The 18,650-nt window shown below is 67.5% G+C and carries 20 protein-coding genes; 11 read left to right on the top strand and 9 right to left on the bottom strand.

Annotated elements, in window-relative coordinates:
• Positions 1–19: 19 nt before the first annotated feature.
• From NL241_RS20820 to NL241_RS20810, 3 genes are read right to left on the bottom strand one after another with little or no spacing between them, the layout of a single operon-like run.
• Positions 20–472 (bottom strand): PaaI family thioesterase, encoded by a 453-nt coding sequence (locus NL241_RS20820; RefSeq protein WP_494394916.1) that lies wholly within the window; start codon positions 470–472, stop codon positions 20–22.
• Complete coding sequence (locus NL241_RS20815; protein WP_487694864.1) at positions 469–1,251, bottom strand: enoyl-CoA hydratase-related protein; 783 nt, start codon at positions 1,249–1,251, stop codon at positions 469–471. Before NL241_RS20815 ends, NL241_RS20820 begins: the two co-directional genes overlap by 4 nt.
• Complete coding sequence (locus NL241_RS20810; RefSeq protein WP_487694862.1) at positions 1,248–2,468, bottom strand: CaiB/BaiF CoA transferase family protein; 1,221 nt, start codon at positions 2,466–2,468, stop codon at positions 1,248–1,250. The genes NL241_RS20815 and NL241_RS20810 overlap by 4 nt, the downstream gene beginning before the upstream one ends.
• Positions 2,469–2,647: 179 nt before the next feature.
• Between NL241_RS20810 and NL241_RS20805 the strand changes: the two genes are divergently transcribed.
• On the top strand, positions 2,648–3,481 hold the full coding sequence (locus tag NL241_RS20805) for an IclR family transcriptional regulator (RefSeq protein WP_494394915.1): 834 nt from the start codon (positions 2,648–2,650) through the stop codon (positions 3,479–3,481).
• 92 nt (positions 3,482–3,573) lie between these two features.
• Here the strand turns inward: NL241_RS20805 and NL241_RS20800 are convergent, their stop codons facing one another.
• The 3 genes from NL241_RS20800 to NL241_RS20790 form a co-directional block, all read right to left on the bottom strand.
• On the bottom strand, positions 3,574–5,496 hold the full coding sequence (locus NL241_RS20800; protein WP_494394914.1) for an HNH endonuclease signature motif containing protein: 1,923 nt from the start codon (positions 5,494–5,496) through the stop codon (positions 3,574–3,576).
• A gap of 433 nt (positions 5,497–5,929) precedes the next feature.
• The gene (locus NL241_RS20795; protein WP_494394913.1) at positions 5,930–6,322 is read right to left on the bottom strand and encodes a VOC family protein; all 393 of its coding nucleotides are present in this window, start codon (positions 6,320–6,322) and stop codon (positions 5,930–5,932) included.
• 10 nt (positions 6,323–6,332) lie between these two features.
• Positions 6,333–7,151 (bottom strand): helix-turn-helix domain-containing protein, encoded by an 819-nt coding sequence (locus tag NL241_RS20790; protein WP_494394912.1) that lies wholly within the window; start codon positions 7,149–7,151, stop codon positions 6,333–6,335.
• A 48-nt stretch (positions 7,152–7,199) separates the two neighbouring features.
• On the opposite strand from NL241_RS20790, the gene NL241_RS20785 reads away from it, so the two are divergent.
• The 6 genes from NL241_RS20785 to NL241_RS20760 all read left to right on the top strand — a co-directional run bounded on the left by NL241_RS20785 (position 7,200) and on the right by NL241_RS20760 (position 12,491).
• Complete coding sequence (locus NL241_RS20785) at positions 7,200–7,589, top strand: PPOX class F420-dependent oxidoreductase (protein ID WP_487694852.1); 390 nt, start codon at positions 7,200–7,202, stop codon at positions 7,587–7,589.
• Positions 7,582–7,968, top strand: a complete 387-nt coding sequence (locus tag NL241_RS20780; RefSeq protein WP_487694850.1) for a PPOX class F420-dependent oxidoreductase — start codon at positions 7,582–7,584, stop codon at positions 7,966–7,968. The genes NL241_RS20785 and NL241_RS20780 overlap by 8 nt, the downstream gene beginning before the upstream one ends.
• Positions 7,969–8,005: 37 nt before the next feature.
• Entirely contained in the window at positions 8,006–8,485 is a 480-nt protein-coding gene (locus NL241_RS20775) for an FxsA family protein (RefSeq protein WP_487694848.1), read from the top strand.
• 73 nt (positions 8,486–8,558) lie between these two features.
• Positions 8,559–10,100, top strand: coding sequence for an amidohydrolase (locus NL241_RS20770; protein ID WP_494398353.1), 1,542 nt, complete (start codon positions 8,559–8,561; stop codon positions 10,098–10,100).
• A complete protein-coding gene (lnt, locus tag NL241_RS20765) occupies positions 10,093–11,733 on the top strand; it encodes an apolipoprotein N-acyltransferase (protein WP_494394911.1) in 1,641 nt (546 codons plus the stop codon). Before NL241_RS20770 ends, lnt begins: the two co-directional genes overlap by 8 nt.
• On the top strand, positions 11,730–12,491 hold the full coding sequence (locus tag NL241_RS20760; RefSeq protein ID WP_487694844.1) for a polyprenol monophosphomannose synthase: 762 nt from the start codon (positions 11,730–11,732) through the stop codon (positions 12,489–12,491). The genes lnt and NL241_RS20760 overlap by 4 nt, the downstream gene beginning before the upstream one ends.
• A 7-nt stretch (positions 12,492–12,498) precedes the next feature.
• On the opposite strand, the gene NL241_RS20755 is transcribed toward NL241_RS20760, so the two are convergent.
• Positions 12,499–12,834 (bottom strand): RNA polymerase-binding protein RbpA, encoded by a 336-nt coding sequence (locus NL241_RS20755; protein ID WP_487694842.1) that lies wholly within the window; start codon positions 12,832–12,834, stop codon positions 12,499–12,501.
• Between the two features lie 140 nt (positions 12,835–12,974).
• Here NL241_RS20755 and NL241_RS20750 point away from each other — a divergent pair, with 140 nt between their 5' ends.
• On the top strand, positions 12,975–13,310 hold the full coding sequence (locus NL241_RS20750; RefSeq protein ID WP_487694841.1) for a hypothetical protein: 336 nt from the start codon (positions 12,975–12,977) through the stop codon (positions 13,308–13,310).
• A gap of 6 nt (positions 13,311–13,316) precedes the next feature.
• On the opposite strand, the gene NL241_RS20745 is transcribed toward NL241_RS20750, so the two are convergent.
• Entirely contained in the window at positions 13,317–14,675 is a 1,359-nt protein-coding gene (locus NL241_RS20745; protein WP_494394910.1) for an 8-oxoguanine deaminase, read from the bottom strand.
• Between the two features lie 72 nt (positions 14,676–14,747).
• Here NL241_RS20745 and NL241_RS20740 point away from each other — a divergent pair, with 72 nt between their 5' ends.
• From NL241_RS20740 to NL241_RS20730, 3 genes are all read left to right on the top strand, one after another.
• Positions 14,748–15,971, top strand: coding sequence for an alpha/beta hydrolase (locus NL241_RS20740; protein WP_494394909.1), 1,224 nt, complete (start codon positions 14,748–14,750; stop codon positions 15,969–15,971).
• Positions 15,972–16,042: 71 nt separating this feature from the next.
• Complete coding sequence (locus NL241_RS20735; protein ID WP_487694837.1) at positions 16,043–16,744, top strand: hypothetical protein; 702 nt, start codon at positions 16,043–16,045, stop codon at positions 16,742–16,744.
• Between the two features lie 76 nt (positions 16,745–16,820).
• Positions 16,821–17,915: an LLM class flavin-dependent oxidoreductase gene (locus NL241_RS20730; RefSeq protein WP_494394908.1), complete on the top strand. Its 1,095-nt coding sequence runs from the start codon at positions 16,821–16,823 to the stop codon at positions 17,913–17,915.
• Between the two features lie 3 nt (positions 17,916–17,918).
• Here NL241_RS20730 and NL241_RS20725 read toward each other — a convergent pair whose 3' ends face one another.
• Complete coding sequence (locus NL241_RS20725; protein ID WP_494394907.1) at positions 17,919–18,614, bottom strand: hypothetical protein; 696 nt, start codon at positions 18,612–18,614, stop codon at positions 17,919–17,921.
• Positions 18,615–18,650: the final 36 nt, after the last annotated feature.

Genomic DNA, 18,650 nt, shown 5'->3' with positions numbered 1-18,650 from the left:
CGTTGATGGGGTTTGGTTTTCAGCTTTTTGCGTCGTGGCGGAACCACGAACCGGTGGCCAGTGCGGCCAGGCGTCCGGAGTCGTCGTAGAGCCGCGATTCGAGTTGGACGACCCGTCGGCCGCCGTGCAGGATGCGGCCGGTGCACACGCTGTCGGTGCGCACGGGTCGCATGAAGCGCACCGACATGTCGATGGTCGACCCTGCCGAGAGGTACTTCTGGCACGCGTGGCCCATCGAGATATCGAGCACGGTGGTCAGCACTCCGCCGTGGATGCCGCCGCCGGCGTTGCACAGATGGTGGGCGAACGGCAGCCGGACGGTGCACGACTTGTCCTCGTCGAGGTAGTCGATCGACAACCCGAGGAACTGGATGAGGAAGTACCGGCCGAACGCCGATTCGGAGGTCTCGGCGGCGAATTGCGCGGCCTCGACCGGATCGGTGAGCCGGCGTCCTGGATCGATGGTGGTCATGACCAGGTGAACCTCGGCGGCCGCTTTTCCAGGAACGATCGCACACCCTCGGCGTAATCCTCGGTGTCGAAGGACGAGTTGCGAATGTCGATCGTCACCTCGTCGTCGTCGACCTGCCCGCCCAGCACCAGGTTCACGATCCGCTTCGAGGACCGGACGCTGAACTGCGCGCGGGTGGTGACCAGACGCGCGAACTCGTAGGTGTGCTTCTCCAACTCCTCGCTGGGGATCAGTTCGTCGATCAACCCCAGCCGCAAGGCGTCCTCGGCCATGACGTGCTGCCCGGAGAACAGGATCCACTTGGCCCGCGACGGGCCCACTGTGTCGATCAGTCGCTTGGTTGATTCCAGGCTGTAGACCAGCCCGAGCTTGGCCGGGGTGATGCCGAACCGGGACCGCTCGTCGGCGAAACGGATGTCGCAGGCCAGCGCCAGGCCGCAGCCACCGCCGATGCAGTAGCCGTGCACCATGGCGATCAACGGCTTGGAAAAGCGTTCCAGCGCATGCTCGGTGGACGCGACGTCCTCGTTGTAGGCCTTGGCCGACGCGCTGTTTCCCCGGACCTGCTCGAACTCGCTGATGTCGGCGCCCGAGGCGAAGCTCTTGGAGCCGGCGCCGCGGAGGACGACCACCTTCACCGAGGGGTCGGAGTCCAGTTCATCGAACACCTCGGGGAGGCGCCGGTACATTCCCTGGGAGATGGCGTTGTGGCTGTCGGGTTTGTTGAGGATGACGGTCGCGATGGCTTCATCGCGATCCACCAGAATGTGGTCGCTCATTTGTGTCCTTCCTGGAGCTCGGCGTGTGCGTCGAACAAGATGCCTTCGGTGAAGAGTCGGTCGATTTCGTCGGCGTCCACACCGAGTTCGGTGAGGACGGAGGCGGTGTGCTGGCCGAGCCAGGGCGCCGGTGAGCGGACGTCGAATTCGAGATCGGAGAACCGCGTCGGCGGGGCGATGGTCTTCATCGGACCGATGATCGGGTGGTCCACCTCGGCCACCATGCCGCGGGCCAGCACATGCGGATCCTCCAGTGTCTCTTGGTAAGTGAGCACCGGGCCGCCGGGAACGCCGGCGACATCGAGGCGGTCCACCCAGTCGTTGGTGGGCAGCGTGGTGGTGATGGCCTCGATCTCGACTTCGAGGTCGTCGATATGGGCCATGCGTGCATCCAAGTCGATGAAGCGGGGATCGTCTGCCCAATCGGGTCGTTTGAGGACGTCGTTGATCAGCCGCTGCCACAGCCGTTCGGTGTTGGCCCCGATGGTGACGTAACCGTCGGCGGTCCGGTACGCCTGGTACGGCGTCGACCGGCGATGCCGGGTTCCGGTCTGAGCCGGCTGCTCGCCGCTGCCGAAATACGCCCCGGACTCCCACACCGTCCAGGCCAGGCCCGCATCCACCAGGCCGATGTCGATGTACTGGCCCTTGCCGGTCTGCCTGCGGTTCAACTCCGCGGCCAGGATCGAGTAGATGGCAGTGGCGCCGGCGGCGATGTCGTTGATCGCGATGCCGACCTTGGTGGGCTTGCCATCGGGCTGGCCGGTCATCCGCAGGAACCCGCCGATGCCCTGCGCCATGATGTCGAAGCCCGGGCGGTCGCGGTAGGGCCCGGTTTGACCGAAGCCGCTGATCGAGCAGTACAGGATGTCGTCACGGATCGCGCGCGCACTGTCGTAGTCGATGCCGAGGCGTTTGGTGACGCCGGGCCGGAAGTTCTCGATGATCAAGTCCGCGCTGGCCGCCAACTCGAGGAACAGTTCCTTGCCCCGGGGTGACTTCAGGTCCAGCGCCACCGAGCGCTTGCTGCGGTTGGGCATCGCGAACGGGTAGCTCTCGCCGTTGACCTTCGGCGCCATCCGCCGCGAGTCGTCGCCGGTGCCCGGTTGCTCGATCTTGATGACGTCGGCGCCGAGTTCGGCCAGCACCATCGTGCAGTAGGGGCCCGAGAGGAATCTCGTCAGATCGAGAACTCGGAAGCCGGTGAGGGGTCGCATGTGGTCCTTCCCGTTGGGTGTTCTTCGTTGTGCATTTCCCGCTTTGTGGGATACGCTTCACGCAATACGGAAAGGCTATGCAGTGAGCGCCATCACGTCAATACCGACATGCAATGTGGGTCACGTGTCGTGGTCGGCCCCCTGTTCGGTCTCTGAACGAAAGGGAGAAGATGGGCGACGTGGACGGGGCGGAAAAGGAAAAGGACTCGCCGCGGCGAAACGGCGTGCAGTCGATCGACCGGGCCGTGGCGATTCTGCGGTGCTTCGATGGGCGAAAGCCCGAACTCGGGATCAGTGAGTTGTCGCGGTCGACGGGGCTGTCGACGAGCACGGTGCACCGGCTCCTGACGGCGATGCAGGCCAATCACCTTGTCCGGCAGACCGGAACCAAGCGCTACGGGTTGGGTCCGTTGCTGCTGCAGCTGGCGAATTCCGGCGCGATGCCGCGTAGCCTCCGCGAGGCCGCTCTACCGTTCATGACCGATCTGCGCGACGAATTCGACGAGACCATCGGTTTGCACGAGTTGCTTGCCTCCGGGCAGCGCATCGTGGCCGCGCAGGTCGAGAGCCATCAGGAGTTGCGGCGTACCTACACCGATATCGGCGTACCCATTCGATTGGTGTACGGCGGTCCCGGCAAGGCCATTCTGTGTGCGATTCCCGAAGATGAGTGGCCGCGCCACCTCGACGGTGCCATCGATGCGGTGACCACCAAGACCACTGTTGATCCCGCCGAGATACAGCGTGAACTCCGCGCCGGCCGGATGCGCGGCTACATCCAGTCCCGCGGGCAACGCACTGTCGGCATAAGTGCGGTGGCCGCACCGATTTTCGATCACACGCAGCGGGTGGTCGGCGCTCTGGGTGCCTCGGTGCCCGAGGCTCGCATGACCTCCGATCGTGAAGATCACCTGGGCGCCAGGGTGCGTCAGGTCGCCTGGGAACTGTCGACGGCCCTGGGTGCCACCGCCGACGGCGTGCACGCGTTGGTGCCTGACATCAGACTCGGCTGACCACAAGCCTTCGGCGCCAAATGCACGCGAAACCCACGATCGCTCATGGGGTTCCGTTCCCGGCCGCAGGTGCTCGCGGTGTGGTGAGGTCTTTACCATGGTGATCTGCGTGTGGGTTTGCCCAGCGCACGTTGTAGCGCGTTGTGTTCTCGTTCGGCGTTGATGTTTTGTTGGCGGTCTTGGTCGCGGGTGCGTTTGCGGGTGGGCATGGTGATGCCCGGGTGCGCTGTGCGGCGTCTTGTGGGTGTCGGGGGTGGCAGGGCGGCGGTGGTGCAGTCCCAGTCGGGGAACAGCAGTCTGCTCGTCGGTTGCGTGATGTAGGTGTGGCCGGTGGGTGCGGTCCAGCGGACGTCGCCGTTGGGCAGTTGCTCGTCGCGCCAGCCGTCACCAAAGGTCTTCGCGAGGTGGTGTTCTCGACACAACACCTTGCCGTTGGAGGGATGGGTGGGTCCGCCGTCGCCGTGCGGGACGGTGTGGTCGATGTCGGCGTATTCGGCTTTACGGGTGCAGCCCGGGAACCGACATCGCATATCCCGGCATCGGATGAACTCGCGGGCCTTGCCGGTGAACCTGTAGCCGCGGGCAGGTGCCGCGGGCGGGATCGGAACGGCTTTGACGGTGGCGCCGTCGCGGAGCATCGCGGCGAGTTGGTCGAGTGGGATGAGGGTGCCACCGAGGGTGACTGCAGGGCGGGGCCGCCGTGGTGGGGTGTACGCGGCCGGTGCCTGCGGCAGATCCTGGGTCCAGACCTGCTCGGAGGCAGCGTCATTCACCCGGTCGGCCGCGTCGGGGGTGGCTGCGGTGGTTCCGCCGCCGGTGTCCGGGGTGGTGGGTCCGGGTGGGGGTGGCGGGGCACTGCCGGTGCCCCACGGCGGCTCGCCCTCGTCCCCGGGGTCGGTGCCGTCGTCGCCGACGGCGTCGGCCTCGGTGTCGTCACGGGGTGAGGTGGTCAACCAGTGCGACCAGTCGACGCCCCCGTCATCGGCGGCCGGTTCGTCGGGCTGCCCAGCCTCAGTCTCCGACTCGGGTTCGGGTTCGGTGGTGGGGGTGTTGTTTTCCCACGGTGGTGGCGTGGGTGGGGTGGGGATGCGGGTGGCTTCGGCGGCCGCGGCCTGGCGGGCCAGCCCCGGGTAGTCGATGGCCGGCGCCACCACCGCCGGGTCCCCGGACGAAGATTGGCGCAACGCGTCGAGGTGGGCCAGCACCTGTTCCAGGGCGCCTTGTTCGGCCAGCACATGAATCACCGCCGCGGGCACCGCCGACGGCAGCGTCGCGGCCACACAGTCGCCGGCACCGCACTGGCACACCAACCGGTCCCGCCGGGCGTAGACCGCCCCTTGCGCCGCCGCCCGCAGCTCGCCTTTGCTGCGGGGATCGTTGCTGCAGACGGTGGCGGCCAGTGCATCCAGCACCCGCATCCCCAACTCCGCATCAGCTGCCGAGATCCGCCCATACATCGACGCGGTGCCGGTGGCGTCATCGCGTTTACCGAACCCCACATCACAGCCTTGGGCGGCCTCACGGTAGCGCCGCACCGCATCGGGGTCGTGTTCTTCGATGATGGCATCCACGGCCAGCACCAGGTCATCGTCGGAGAGCAGGGTGTAGCCGCCGGCGTGGGCGGCGAGCTCGGCATCGACGGTGGCCTGCACCGACGGCAGCAGCAGCTCGGTGCGGTAGATCAGGGTTTCGGCGACTCGGGTGTTGATCACCCCGGCCGCCAACAGTGCCGCGATCTTCGGGGACCGGGCCAGTCCTTCGGCCAGCCGCATCTGGGTGGCGGCGCGCCGTGCGCTCAGCCGCATCACCGGGCCCACCTGATCCCGCACGGCGTTCCATTCGTCGTAGGCCCAGGTTTTTTCTTCGGCGGCGGCGTGGTCTTTGTGGTGGGCCAGCAGGCGGGCGATCATCATCCATTTGTGCGCGACCATGGTGGCCTCGGCGCGGTGGAAGGCGCCGATGGCATCGACCATCGCCGCGGGGGACAAATCCCCGCAAGTGGTCGGATCAATCACGCCTTCGAACATACATTCGACACTACCCACGCCCACCGACAAGACATGCGCCACAAGGCAATCCACCACGACAAGCGCCTACTTATCCACAGTCAGCACTTTCTCCACAACCCGACACCACGGGCCTTGACGCAAGGCAACAACCGTGTTCCCCCGCTTCAAGAAGCATGTCCGGCGGGGGCGGGTCGCCTGCTGGGCACCACATCAAGGTCGTCAGCTTCGGTGAGGGTTGGCCGCACTGGCTTTGATCCGCTCGCGAAGGAAATGAACCTTTGCTCCAACAGCTGTGACAGCCTGACCTGGGAGGCCGGGGTCATCACCGGCACCCCCCGACCGCACGACACAAAATACCCATCATGGAGGGCCGGCGACGAGGCCCAGCTCAGAAAGCTCCTTCTCGCGAGACACCCGGTCAATTCGCGGACGGCGCTCGTCAATCACCCGAACTCGGCCGGTAGGTCCCGAAGCTCCACACATTGCCGTGCGGATCGCGAGCGGCGAACTCGCGAGACCCGTAGTCCTGGTCGGTGGGCGGCATGATGATCTCAGCGCCGGCATCAGAAGCCGTGGCGTGCAAAGCATCTGGATCGTCGACCACCACGTAGACCACCACCGGTCCCGGCAGTGCGAACGGACTGTCGGTGCGTTCGGCGTCGTCGACCATCACCAGCCCGGTTCCTACCGCCACCTCGGCGTGGATCAACGGCTGATCTTCTTCGGGCGGCACCACCAGCGTGGGGGTAGCGCCGAATGCCTTCTCCAGCCATTGGATGGCCGCGCGCGGGTTGCGGTAAGGAACGATCGGAACAGCACCATTGAGTTTCATGTCCCAGACGCTAGGACGGCACGCCCGCGTCGTCTTGGACAAAATTGACCAGCGACGCCCGCAGCTCGGTCGGTGTCTGGCCCGTCAGTTCGCGCACCTCACGCGACAAGTGGGCCTGGTCGAAGAAACCGCAGTCAGCGGCCAACTGAGCCCAGCCGACGTGGCCCGGGTGGGTCAGGCGGGCGGTCAGCGACTCGAAGCGGACGATCCGTGCCACAGTCTTGGGTGGCAGACCCACCGCGTCGCGATAGCGTGCGATCAGACGCCGGTGGCTCCACCCCAATTCGGCTGCCAGCCCGCCGATCGAAGCATTGCCCGCAGTGCTGGCGATCCGCTGCAGCGACCACGTTAGGCCGGCGTCGACCTCGGCCACCTCAGCGAACCGTGCCCGCAGCATCTGATCCACCACGGCGAAACGGCTGGGCCAGTCCGGCGCCGACCCGATCCGATCGACCAGCTGCTGCCCACCACGCCCCATCACGTCGTCGAGGGCGATGGTGCGGTTCGCCAGTTCGTGCATCGGCATCCCGAGCAACTGGCGTGCGCCGATGGCGGTCAGGTTGATCTGGAGGCAACTGGCGCTCCCGTCATGTCGGACCCACACCGGCTCCTCGGTGATCCCGCCGATGAACGAACCCAGTCGACTCGCGGACCTACCAGAGTGAGTGACGGTCCAGCCCTCATCGAGGTCGACGATGATCGGCACGAAGCTGCACGGCAATTCGCGGAACACCACCGGATGGCGCGCTTTCTCCGTGTAACCCTCGTACCGCAGCACCACCGACCGCAGCGAGTGGTGCGGTGAACCGGTGGCGAAGGTGACGCCCACCTGTCCAGCGTAGATCGCTTGTCACCTGATCCCATTACATTGATGCCCATGGCAGTCACCTTCAGCGAAGTCGCGACATCCGAGTACATCTTGCTGACCACGTTCACCAAGGACGGTCGGCCCAAGCCCACCGCCATCTGGGCCGCCCCGTCGGATGGCGGCCTGCTGGTGATCACGCAGGCGAAGTCCTGGAAGGTCAAGCGAATCCGCAACACCCCGCGGGTCACCATCGCCAAGTGCGACCGTAGCGGTAATCCGAAAGGTGAGCCCGTGGAGGCCATCGCCACCATCCTCGACCCGTCGCGCACCGCTGAGGTTTACGACGCCCTTGGAAAGAGGTACGGACTGCTCGGCAAGACGTTCAACTTCGTCTCGAAGCTGCGCGGTGGGATGAAGAACAACGTGGGACTCGAACTGAGAGCAGTGGACAGTGCCTGACACCTTCAGCGATGTCGCCAACGCGAAGTACCTGCTGTTGACCACCTTCACCAAAGACGGCAGGCCCAAGCCCACCGCAGTCTGGGGTGTCCCCGAAGGTGACAAGCTCGTCATCATCACCGATGACGGTTCCTGGAAGACCAAGCGGATCAAGAACACTCCGCGTGTCACCATCCAGAGAAGCAGTGCGCTGGGCAAACCGAAAGGCGAGCCCGTCGAGGCTGTTGCCCGCAATCTGCCGCAAACCGAGACGCGGCGGGTGTTCGACAAGGTGACCAAGCGCTACTGGTATCACGCCTGGTGGTGGATTCCGCAGGCCTTGGTGCGCGGTGGCATCAACAAGGTGCACAGCGCCATCGAGGTCGAACCCGCGCCGTGACCGGAACCCTCGCGGGGTCTCGCTCGTTGGTCGGTACATGGTGATGCGGTTCTTTCTGCTTTACGTCATCGTCGAGATGGCGGTCATCGTCGGGCTGACGGCGACCATCGGCTTCGGCTGGACCCTGCTGGCGCTGATCGGCACGTTCTTGCTGGGTATTGCGCTGGCCGGTTCGCAGCTGCGCCGCCAACTCGCCAAGTTGCAGCAGGGCATGAAAGACCCGCAGGGCACCATCACCGACAGTGCCCTGGTGGCGCTCGGTTCGGTGTTGGTCTTCATCCCCGGCATGGTCACGACGGTGGTGGGTCTGCTGATGCTCGCTCCGCCCACTCGCGCCGCGATGCGGCCGCTGGCCGGTCTGGTGGCCGCCCGCGGCATCGCCCGCCAGGTCACCTTCGTCAACCTCGGCGGCGCTCCGGGCCGCACCAGAGGTCGCGGTCAGTACATCGACGGCGAGGTCATCGATGTGCACGACGACGTCCCGGTCGACCGACCCCTGGAGCGCAAACCGGAGTAGGTAGCGTGTCTGCGTGACGCAGCTGCTGCTCAACGGGCGGATCCACAGTCCGACGCACCCTGACGCGACCGCGATGGCGGTACGTGGCGAGACCATCGCCTGGCTGGGAAGCGACGACGTGGCGCGTACCCAGTTTCCCGACGCCGACATCGTCGACCTGGGCGGCGCCTTCGTCGCCCCCGCTTTTGTCGACAGTCACGTGCACGTCACGTCGACCGGACTGCTGCTGAGCGCATTGGATCTGCGCGCCGCGACTTCCCGTGAACACTGCCTCAGACTGCTGGCCGACCATGCCGCCGCAGCACCCGAGGGCATCATCTGGGGACACGGCTGGGACGACTCCACCTGGCCGCAGCCGGGTGCTCCCAGCACCGCGGAGATCGACGCCGCCGTCGGCGCCCGGCCCGCCTACCTGTCGCGTATCGATGTGCACTCCGCGCTGGCCTCCACTGCGCTGCGCAACCGTGCGGCCGGGTTGCGCAGCGCCGACGGTTTCGACGAGACCGGCCCGCTCAGTGCCGATGCGCACCACCTGGTGCGAGCCGAGGCCCGGGCCCAGCTCAACGACCGGCAACGACAGCAGGCCCGCAGCGCCGCACTGGACGCGTTCGCCGCAGCCGGGATCGTCGCCGTCCACGAATGCGCCGGCCCCGAGATCGGCGGCCTCGACGACTGGCAGCAGCTGCGCGCCACCGACCACGGCGTCGACATCGTCGGGTACTGGGGCGAGGCTGTCGACTCCGCGGCACGCGCCCGCGAGCTCCAGGAGACCACCGGTGCGCGGGGCCTGGCGGGCGACCTGTTCGTCGACGGCGCGCTCGGCTCCCGGACCGCCGCCCTGTCCCAGCCGTACGCCGACGCCGCGCACTGCGGACGCACCTATCTGGACGCCGACGCCATCGAGGCCCACGTGCGGGCGTGCACGGAAGCCGGTGTGACCGCCGGTTTTCACGTGATCGGCGACGCGGCCGTCACCTCCGTGGTCGACGCACTCGAACGCGTGGTGGGCGACCTCGGAGTGCCCGCCGTCGCGCGCTGCGGACATCGGCTGGAACACCTGGAGATGGTCAGCAGGGAACAGGCGGCCAAGCTCGGAGCCTGGGGCGTGATCGCCAGCGTGCAACCCAATTTCGACGCGCTGTGGGGTGGCACGGACGGTATGTACGCCCGACGACTCGGTGCTGAACGAGCGAAAAAGCTCAACCCGTTCGCGCTGTTAGCATCGGCGGGCGTGCCACTCGCCTTCGGTTCGGACAGCCCGGTCACCGGAATGGATCCGTGGGCGACCGTCCGCGCCGCCACCACCCATCAGACCGAGGGGTCCGCCGTCTCGGCCCGCGCCGCGTTCTCGGCCGCCACCCGCGGCGGCTGGCGTGCCGGCGGTGTCCGCGACGGCGTGACCGGCACCCTGGCCGCGGGCGCACCTGCCTCGTACGCCGTGTGGGCCGCCGATGACCTGGAAGTGGCGGCGCCGGCCGATTCGGTGCAACGGTGGTCCACCGACCCCCGCTCCCGCGTGCCCGCGCTGCCCTCGCTGGCACCTGGTCGCCCCACTCCCCGTTGTGTGCAGACCGTGCACCGTGGCCGCGTCATCTACGGCCAGGGCAATGACTAGAGCGCTGGACTGGCTGAAACTGCGCGCGCTGCGCCTGGCTGCGGCCATCGCGGCGGGTCTGGTGCTCTGCGCCAGTTTCCCGCCGCTCGGCTGGTGGTGGGCGGCGATCCTGGGCGCCGCGCTGTTGATCGTCGTGCTGCGTGACGAGGCCACCACGGCCGCAGGCGGTTTCGGTTACGGATTCGTGGCGGGCTCAGCGTTCTATCTGCCGTTGCTGCCATGGATCAGCGGTCTGGTCGGGGCGGCGCCCTGGGTGGCCCTGTCGTTGGTCTGTGCGTTGTTCCCGGGATTGTTCGGGTTGTTGGCTGTCGCGGTGCGGCGACTGCCGGGCTGGCCGTTGTGGCTGGCGGCGGTGTGGATGGTGCAGGAGTGGGCCAAGAACTCAGTGCCGTTCGGCGGGTTCCCTTGGGGTGTGCTGGGTTTCAGCCAGACCAACGGGCCGCTGTTACCGCTGACGCGGCTCGGCGGTGTGCCACTGGTGTCCTTTGCGGTGGTGCTCATCGCGGCCTCAGCGGTGGCCATCGGGGTCGAGGTCATCGCCTGGTGGCGCCGGTCCTCCGCGGAGGCGGACCGGCCGCCCGCGGTGGTACTACCGGGCCTGTGCATCGCCGCGGTGCTGCTGGCCACTGCCGTCGTACATCCTGGGGTCCGGCAATCCGGCACCGGCTCCGACAGCGAGCCGGTGGTGACGGTCGCCGCGATCCAGGGCAATGTGCCGCGCCTGGGCCTGGACTTCAACGCCCAGCGGCGCGCGGTTCTCGACAATCACGTCAAGGAGACGCTGCGGCTGGCCGAGGACGTGCGCGCCGGGCGGCGGCCGCAGCCGCAGTTCGTGGTGTGGCCGGAGAACTCCTCCGATATCGATCCGCTGGCCAACGCCGATGCCGGCGAGCAGATCACGATGGCTGCCGAGGCCATCGGCGCGCCCATCTTGGTGGGCGGGGTGGTGGCGCACCCCGGCAGCACGCGGGACAACCCCGCAGCACTCAACACCGTCATCGTGTGGGATCCGGTGGACGGCCCGGGGGAGCGGCACGACAAGAAGATCATCCAGCCCTTCGGTGAGTACCTGCCGTGGCGGGGTTTCTTCGCCAAGCTGTCGTCCTACGCCTCTCGGGCCGGTTACTTCGTGCCCGGCGACGGCAATGGTGTGGTGCATGCGGCCGGCGTGCCCATCGGCATCACCACATGCTGGGAGGTGATCTTCGACAGGGCCGCCCGGGAGTCCGTTCTCAACGGTGCGCAGGTTCTTGCCGTACCCACCAACAACGCGACCTTCGACCAGGCGATGAGTGAACAGCAGCTCGCCTTCTCCCGGGCCCGGGCAGTCGAACACGATCGCTACGTGGTGGTCGCCGGAACCACGGGAATCAGCGCGGTGATCGCTCCCGACGGCCGCGAACTCGCACGCACCGAGTGGTTCCAGCCCGCGGTGCTGGACATGCCGGTGCGGCTGAAAACCGTGATCACGCCGGCCACCCAATGGGGACCTGTTGTGCTGTTGGTGCTGGTCGCGCTGGGGGTGGGTGCTGTGGTGGCAGGAGCATGGCTGCGGGTGCGGCACAATGGAGGGTTATTGCGTCCGACTGCAATGTCGGCCCCGTCCGATGTGGCCACCCCAGGAGCTTCATGACCATCCCCGGCGAACAGCCCAGCCAGCGCACCTTGGTGATCGTCCCCACCTACAACGAGTTGGAGAACCTCCCACTCATCGTCGGGCGCATCCACTCTGCCCAGCCGGACGTCCATGTGTTGGTCGTCGACGACGGCAGCCCGGACGGTACGGGCCAACTGGCCGACGAACTGGCCCTGGCCGACCCCGACCGGGTGCACGTCATGCACCGCACGGTCAAAGACGGACTCGGTGCGGCCTACCTGGCCGGGTTCGCGTGGGGGCTGAACCGTCAGTACTCGGTCCTGGTGGAGATGGACGCCGACGGCAGCCATGCGCCCGAGCAGTTGCATCGCCTGCTCGACGCCGTGGATGCGGGCGCGGATCTGGCGATCGGATCGCGGTACGTGCCCGGCGGCACGGTGCGCAACTGGCCGACCAGGCGGCTGGTGCTGTCCAAGACCGCCAACACCTATTCGCGGGTGCTGCTCGGCGTCGGTATCCACGACATCACCGCGGGCTATCGCGCTTACCGCCGCGAGGTGTTGGAGAAGATCGACCTGGCCGCGGTGGATTCAAAGGGCTACTGCTTCCAGATCGACCTGACCTGGCGCGCCATCAACAGCGGCTTCCGGGTGGTGGAAGTGCCCATCACCTTCACCGAGCGCGAACTCGGGGTATCGAAGATGAGTGGGTCGAACATCCGCGAAGCGCTGGTCAAGGTGGCCCAGTGGGGTCTGGGTGGACGCCTCGACCGCGCCCGCGGCGTGGTTCGCTAGCCGGGGCTCAGCCCCGGCGTTTGGTCTTGATGATGTCGAGGCGCTCCTTGAGGAGCTCCTCGAGTTCCTCGACCGAACGGCGCTCCAGCAGCATGTCCCAGTGGGTACGCGGCGGCTTGACCTTCTTGGGCTCGGGCACATCGCCGTCGATCAGCGTGCCCTCCATGCCGTTCTTGCAGGGCCAGGTGCCGGGAATCTCGGCGTCGTCGGCGAACGGAACGTCGAACACCTCGCCGTTGTCGGTGCGGTACCGCGCGATCTGACGCGGCGCCAAATCATGGTTGCGGTCGGTCTCGTAGCTCACAGCTCCGAGGCGACTACCTCGCAGGACACGATCAGCCATCGTCGTCAACTCCTTAAGCACAAATGTTCCGCGTCTATCAACGCATCAGCGCCCATGGCAGTTCCCTGTCTGGCGACGCGACTGTCCAGAATACCCGTGATCCGGCACGTGCCGCCAAAGCGCGTCTACAGTTCTGGGTCGTGAGCCCGCAGAGTAGACGGCGTCAGCAGCCGTGCCGGTGGTGTGGCCGCGAGGTTCCCGACGCCGGCCTGGGGCGGCGCAGGCAGTACTGCAGACAGTCATGCCGCCAGCGCGCGTACGAACAGCGCGCCCTGGTCAAGGGGTCTGCGGTGCCCGAGGACGCCGTGGTGTTGTCCGCCGACGAAGCGGCTCAACTGTCCGACCGGGTGTTCCAGGTGCGCTGCGCCGCCGAAGACGTGGCGACTGCCGTCGACGAAGGCGCCGACGGCGCCGAATTGCGGGAGTTGTGCGACGCGCTGGTGCAGGCGGCCAAAGCTGCCGACGGCTGGCGGTGACCCGCCTCAGAGGCCGGCGCGCCGGCGCAATGCCCGAGCGGCCGCGCGCGCCTCACCGGCCAGCGTCGCCGGATCGGCGTTGCGCAGCGCACCGTCGCTGACCACTGTCTGACCGCCGACCAGCAACCGGCGCAGGGGCGCGGGCGGGCCGAAGACCAGCGCGCACACCGGGTCCTCGATATCCGCGTGGCCCAGACCCGTCAGGTCCCACAGCGCGATATCGGCGAGCTTGCCTTTCTCCAGCGATCCCAGTTCCGCATCACGCCCCAGGCACCGGGCGCCGCCCATGGTGCCCATCTGCAGACTTTGCCGGGCGCTCAACGCCAGCGGGCCGAGCCGGAACCGCGCCGCCAGCAGGGCCTCGCGGAGTTCGGTGGCCAGCCCGCCGTGCTCGTTGGACGCCACCCCATCCACGCCCAGCCCGACGGGCACCCCGGCCGCCAGCAGCTCCGGGATCGGGGCGATGCCGGACCCGAGCCGGCCGTTGCTGCTCGGACAGTGCGCCACCCCCGTCTCGGCTGCGGCCAACTTCGCGATGTCACCCGTGGACAGGTGCACACAATGTGCCAGCCACACGTCGTCGCCGAGCCAGCCCAGCGATTCGACGTAGTCGACCGGTCGGGCGCCGAACGTCTCGAGGCAGAACTGCTCTTCGTCGACGGTCTCCGCGAGATGGGTGTGCAACCGCACGCCAAGTTCCCGGGCGAGGTCGGCGGACTGTCGCATCAAGTCGCCGGTCACCGAGAACGGCGAACACGGCGCGAGCGCAATCCGAACCCGGGAGTCGAAGCCGGGGTCGTGGTGGTCGGCGACGGCCTGCGCACAGGCCGCCAGGATGGTGTCGATGTCCTCGACCACGGAGTCCGGTGGCAGCCCACCCGAGGACGCGCCGAGGTCCATCGATCCGCGGGTGGGGTGGAAACGCAGCCCGATCCGGGCGGCCGCGGCCACCTCAGCGGCCAACACGTCACCGCCTCGGTGGGGGAAAACGTAGTTGTGGTCCATCGACGTGGTGCAGCCGGTGAGCGCCAGCATTCCCAAAGCTGCGCTGGCAGAGGCGAATTCGAGATCCTGATCGATACCTGCCCACAGTGGATACAGCGTGGTCAGCCACTCGAACAGGGTGCCGTCCTGCGCGTAGCCGCGAGTGATCCACTGATTGAGGTGATGGTGGGTGTTGACCAGACCGGGCGTGGCCAGGCAGCCGCGTCCGTCGATCACGTCGGCATCGGCGACGTACGGTGCCGAACCGCTGCCGACCTCGACGATCACCCCGTCTCGGATCACGACATGACCGAGCGGGTATTCGGTGCCGGCGGAATCGATCGTCGCGATGGCGCAATCGGTGATCACGTGGGTGGGCATGATTCATCCTCCCGCGTTGCGGTGCCACGAGCACCTCCTGAGGACCCCGGGACATGGTTACCATGACTTTTCATGAGCGTTCCGCCGCGACCCCGCCCAGCCGGTGAGGTGTGGCGATTCGACGATTTCGAACTCGACACCGCGCGATACGAACTGCGGGGCAAAGGATCTGTGATCCGGATCGAACCGCAGGTGTTCGACGTGTTGACCCAGCTGGTGACCAACCGGGACCGCCTGGTCACCAAGGAGGAACTGTTCGACACCGTCTGGGGCGGACGGTTCGTCGGTGAGGCCGCGTTGACCAGCCGGATCAAGGCTGCACGCCGGGCGCTGGGCGACGACGGCGAACACCAGCGCTACATCCGCACCGTCCGCGGCCGCGGTTACCAGTTCATCGGTGCGGTCGCTGACGCACCGCAGGCACCCGCCACCGAACCCGAGCCGGCGCCGCCGTTGCCCAGGCAGACCATCGCCTTCACCCGGGCCGCCGACGGCATCCGGTTGGCCTATGCGGTGGCCGGGCAGGGCCGGCCGCTGGTGCGGGCGGCCAACTGGATGACCCACCTCGGCTACGACATCGAGAGCCCGGTGTGGTGTCACTGGGTCCGCGACCTGTCGCAGGCGCATACCTTCATTCGTTACGATGAGCGCGGTTGTGGTCTCTCGGACTGGGAGGCGGGCGCGTTCACCTTCGACGACTGGGTTGCCGATCTCGAATCCGTGGTCGAAGCGCTTGACCTGCAACAGTTTCCGCTTCTGGGTGTGTCGCAGGGGGGTGCGGTGGCGGTGGCGTATGCGGCCAAGCATCCCGAGCGGGTGACCAAGCTGGTGCTGTGTGGCGCATATGCCCGGGGCCGAGCGGTGCGGGCGGTGGGCGAGCAGGAAAAGCGCGCCGCCGCTTTGGATCTCGATCTGGCCCGGGTGGGCTGGGGTAAAGACGACCCGGCTTTTCGTCAGGTGTTCGCCGCGCAGTTCCTGCCCGACGGCAGCCGTGCTGACTGGGCGGCCTTCGATCAGCTGCAGCGGCGCACTACCTCACCGGAGAACGCGGTGCGGTTCCTGGAGCAGTTCGCCACCATCGATGTGCGCGAGCAGGCCCGCGACGTGCAGTGCCCGACCTTGATCCTGCATTCCCGTGAGGATCATCGGGTGCCGATGCAGTCCGGCCAGGAGCTGGCGGCATTGATTCCCGATGCGCGTCTGGTGGCTCTCGACAGCAAGAATCATCTGCTGACCTCTGACGAGCCCGCGTGGCGGGTGTTCCGCGACGAGGTGGCGGCCTTCCTGGGGTCGTGAGCCGGGGATCTCCACCGAATCTCCACGCTATCTCCATGTAACCCCGTCTCGCGGCGACCATGCTGGTGGACATGAGAAAACACCTCCGTACCCTGCTGATCGGCACCACCGCGATGGTGGCGCTGGGCACCGTGCCGGCATGTTCGGGCGGCTCCTCCACGGAAGCCACTTCCACCACCACTGCCGCGCCCACCTCGAGCACCAGCGTGGCCGCCGCTCAACCGTTCCCGCAGGCCGCCCGTTACATCGCCGACATGCCGATGGCCGACGGCGGAACCATGACTCTCGGCGTCGCGGTCAGCGGTGAGAAGGTGGTGGCCTACGCCTGCGACGGCAGCAAGGACGAGGCCTGGTTCTTCGGCACCCAGGACGATGGTGCCCTGGACATCACCGGCAAGTTCAAGGACACCTTGGCCGCGGAGTACAACGGCGCCGATGTCGTCGGTGACCTGACGATGAACGGCGTCACCTACGCGTTCTCCGCACCGCAGGTGGCCGACCCGGCCGGGATGTACACCGCCGAGCTCGGCGGCGTCCGCGCCTCCTGGGTGGTCCGGCCGGATGACACCTCCACTGGTGTGCAGTTCACCCCGAAGGACGATGACAAGACGGTCTTCGACCTGCAGGGGGAGGAGTTCCGGGAACGGGTCCGCAACGCCCGGCAGCTGGCGCCGGCCCCGCAGCTGACCCTCGACGGGCTGCGCACCACCATCAACGGCCAGCCGGTGGTCGCCGAACTCGTCACCGGTGACACCAGCTTCACCAAGGACTGAACGGCAAGCGGCCCTTTGCCTCACCAGGAGCGCAACCCTGGTGAGGCTGGGGCCGCACCCGGTAGAACCGGATACCGTGCCCGCCAAGTTCTTCTGGTTCCTGCCCACCAGCGGGGACAGCCGGTCGATCGTCGGTTCCTCCCATGCCTCATCGGAACAGGTGGTCCCCGACGGCTACCGCCCGCCGACACGGCGTTACCTCGCTGAAATCGCCCGGGCGGCAGACCGGCTCGGCTACGAGGGCGTGCTCACCCCCACGGGAACCTGGTGTGAGGACGCCTGGCTCACCGCGTCGGCGTTGCTGGCCGAGACAGAACGCCTCAAATTCCTGGTGGCCTTCCGGCCCGGCCTGGTGCCGCCGACGCTGGCCGCGCAGCAGGCCGCGACGCTGCAACGGTTCTCCGACGGCAGGGTCCTGCTCAACATCGTGAGCGGCGGCGACGACAGCGAGCAGCGCCGGTTCGGTGACTGGCTGTCCCACGACGAACGTTACGCCCGCACAGGCGAGTTCCTCGACATCGTCCGAGCCACCTGGACCCAGGAGTCGGTGGACTACACCGGGCGCTACTACACCGTCGCCGACGCGCGGGTATCCGAACCGCCCGACCCGTTGCCGGAGATCTATTTCGGCGGTTCCTCACCAGCGGCGTTGCCGATCGCCGCCCAGCACGTCGATGTGTACCTCACCTGGGGTGAACCGCCGCAGGCGGCCGCCGAGAAGATCGCCAAGGTGCGTGCACTGGCCACCGCCCGCGGTCGCGATGTCCGGTTCGGGATCCGGCTGCACACCATCAGCCGCGACACCTCCGAGGCCGCGTGGGCTGTTGCCGACGAGCTGGTACGCCGGCTCACCCCGGAACAGATCGCCAAAGCTACCGCGCTGCACAGCAACTCGGAGTCCGAGGGGCAGCGCCGGATGACCGCGCTGCACGGCGGTCGGCTCGACCGGTTGGAGATCTATCCCAACCTGTGGGCCGGGGTGGGTCTGGTTCGCGGCGGCGCGGGCACCGCCCTGGTGGGCAGCCACCAGGAAGTGGCCAACCTGATCTGGGAGTACCACTCATTGGGTTTCGACGAGTTCATCCTTTCCGGGTATCCGCACCTGGAAGAGGCGTACTGGTTCGCCGAAGGTGTGCTGCCGATCCTGCGCAACAAGGGTGTGCTGGCCTAGACGCTAGCCGCACTCGTAGCGGACGCCGGCGTCAGCCGGAGGCGGCACCTGCTCCAGGCAGCCGAACGGCACCACACCGGCATCGGACATCTGCACGGCGGTCTGACGGGCGAAGTTGACGCAGAACAACGCCACCGGATCGGTGCGGCACTGGTAGTCGCCGAACCTCAGGGAGCTGCCGTAGGGCAGTTCGGGTCCGGTGCCGACGGTGAACGGGCCGGGGTCGCCATGTACCGAGCCCACCTGTGCCGCACCGCCGTCGAAGTCGACCCAGTTGCCGATCCACTGCCCGGCCACCTCGTCCGGCTGGGCGGGCGGTTCGGCGAGTTCCACCAGGCAGGCCAGCGCGCCGCCGGTCATCGTCGCGTCGGTGCGGCACTGGGTCTTACCCGAGGGTGTGACGAAGGCCACACCCTCACCGAGGTCGGTGGTCGTGCCGTCGCGTGTCGCGCTGTGGAATCCGGCCAGGTCAGCCGGGGAACCGGCCTGCACCCACGAGATCACCGCGGCCACCGGTGCGTCCGCGGGGGGCGGGCCAGTCGGGCTGGGTGAGGTGGTGGTGCGGGGCGTCGAAACCGCCGCTGAACTGGGGCTCGGCGAGGATGACGTGGAGGCGCCGGAGCCGCCGGACTGTTCTTCGCCGGCGCCCGAGCAGCCCGCAACCAGCACCGACGCAGCGATCGCGACAACCATCCGCATGCCAGCCACGGTAGCGGCCGGGACACGCGATCTCGG

The organism is Mycolicibacterium sp. SMGY-1XX (assembly GCF_059132455.1).
This window is presented reverse-complemented; position numbering and strand designations above follow the sequence as displayed.

Coding starts and splice junctions, on each gene's coding strand:
- NL241_RS20785 (WP_487694852.1), top strand. CDS start 7,200: ATGGCAGTCACCTTCAGCGAAGTCGCGACATCCGAGTACATCTTGCTG.
- NL241_RS20815 (WP_487694864.1), bottom strand. CDS start 1,251: ATGAGCGACCACATTCTGGTGGATCGCGATGAAGCCATCGCGACCGTC.
- NL241_RS20740 (WP_494394909.1), top strand. CDS start 14,748: ATGAGCGTTCCGCCGCGACCCCGCCCAGCCGGTGAGGTGTGGCGATTC.
- NL241_RS20760 (WP_487694844.1), top strand. CDS start 11,730: ATGACCATCCCCGGCGAACAGCCCAGCCAGCGCACCTTGGTGATCGTC.
- NL241_RS20745 (WP_494394910.1), bottom strand. CDS start 14,675: ATGCCCACCCACGTGATCACCGATTGCGCCATCGCGACGATCGATTCC.
- NL241_RS20755 (WP_487694842.1), bottom strand. CDS start 12,834: ATGGCTGATCGTGTCCTGCGAGGTAGTCGCCTCGGAGCTGTGAGCTAC.
- NL241_RS20795 (WP_494394913.1), bottom strand. CDS start 6,322: ATGAAACTCAATGGTGCTGTTCCGATCGTTCCTTACCGCAACCCGCGC.
- NL241_RS20775 (WP_487694848.1), top strand. CDS start 8,006: ATGGTGATGCGGTTCTTTCTGCTTTACGTCATCGTCGAGATGGCGGTC.
- NL241_RS20725 (WP_494394907.1), bottom strand. CDS start 18,614: ATGCGGATGGTTGTCGCGATCGCTGCGTCGGTGCTGGTTGCGGGCTGC.
- NL241_RS20820 (WP_494394916.1), bottom strand. CDS start 472: ATGACCACCATCGATCCAGGACGCCGGCTCACCGATCCGGTCGAGGCC.
- lnt (WP_494394911.1), top strand. CDS start 10,093: ATGACTAGAGCGCTGGACTGGCTGAAACTGCGCGCGCTGCGCCTGGCT.
- NL241_RS20810 (WP_487694862.1), bottom strand. CDS start 2,468: ATGCGACCCCTCACCGGCTTCCGAGTTCTCGATCTGACGAGATTCCTC.
- NL241_RS20735 (WP_487694837.1), top strand. CDS start 16,043: ATGAGAAAACACCTCCGTACCCTGCTGATCGGCACCACCGCGATGGTG.
- NL241_RS20770 (WP_494398353.1), top strand. CDS start 8,559: ATGGCGGTACGTGGCGAGACCATCGCCTGGCTGGGAAGCGACGACGTG.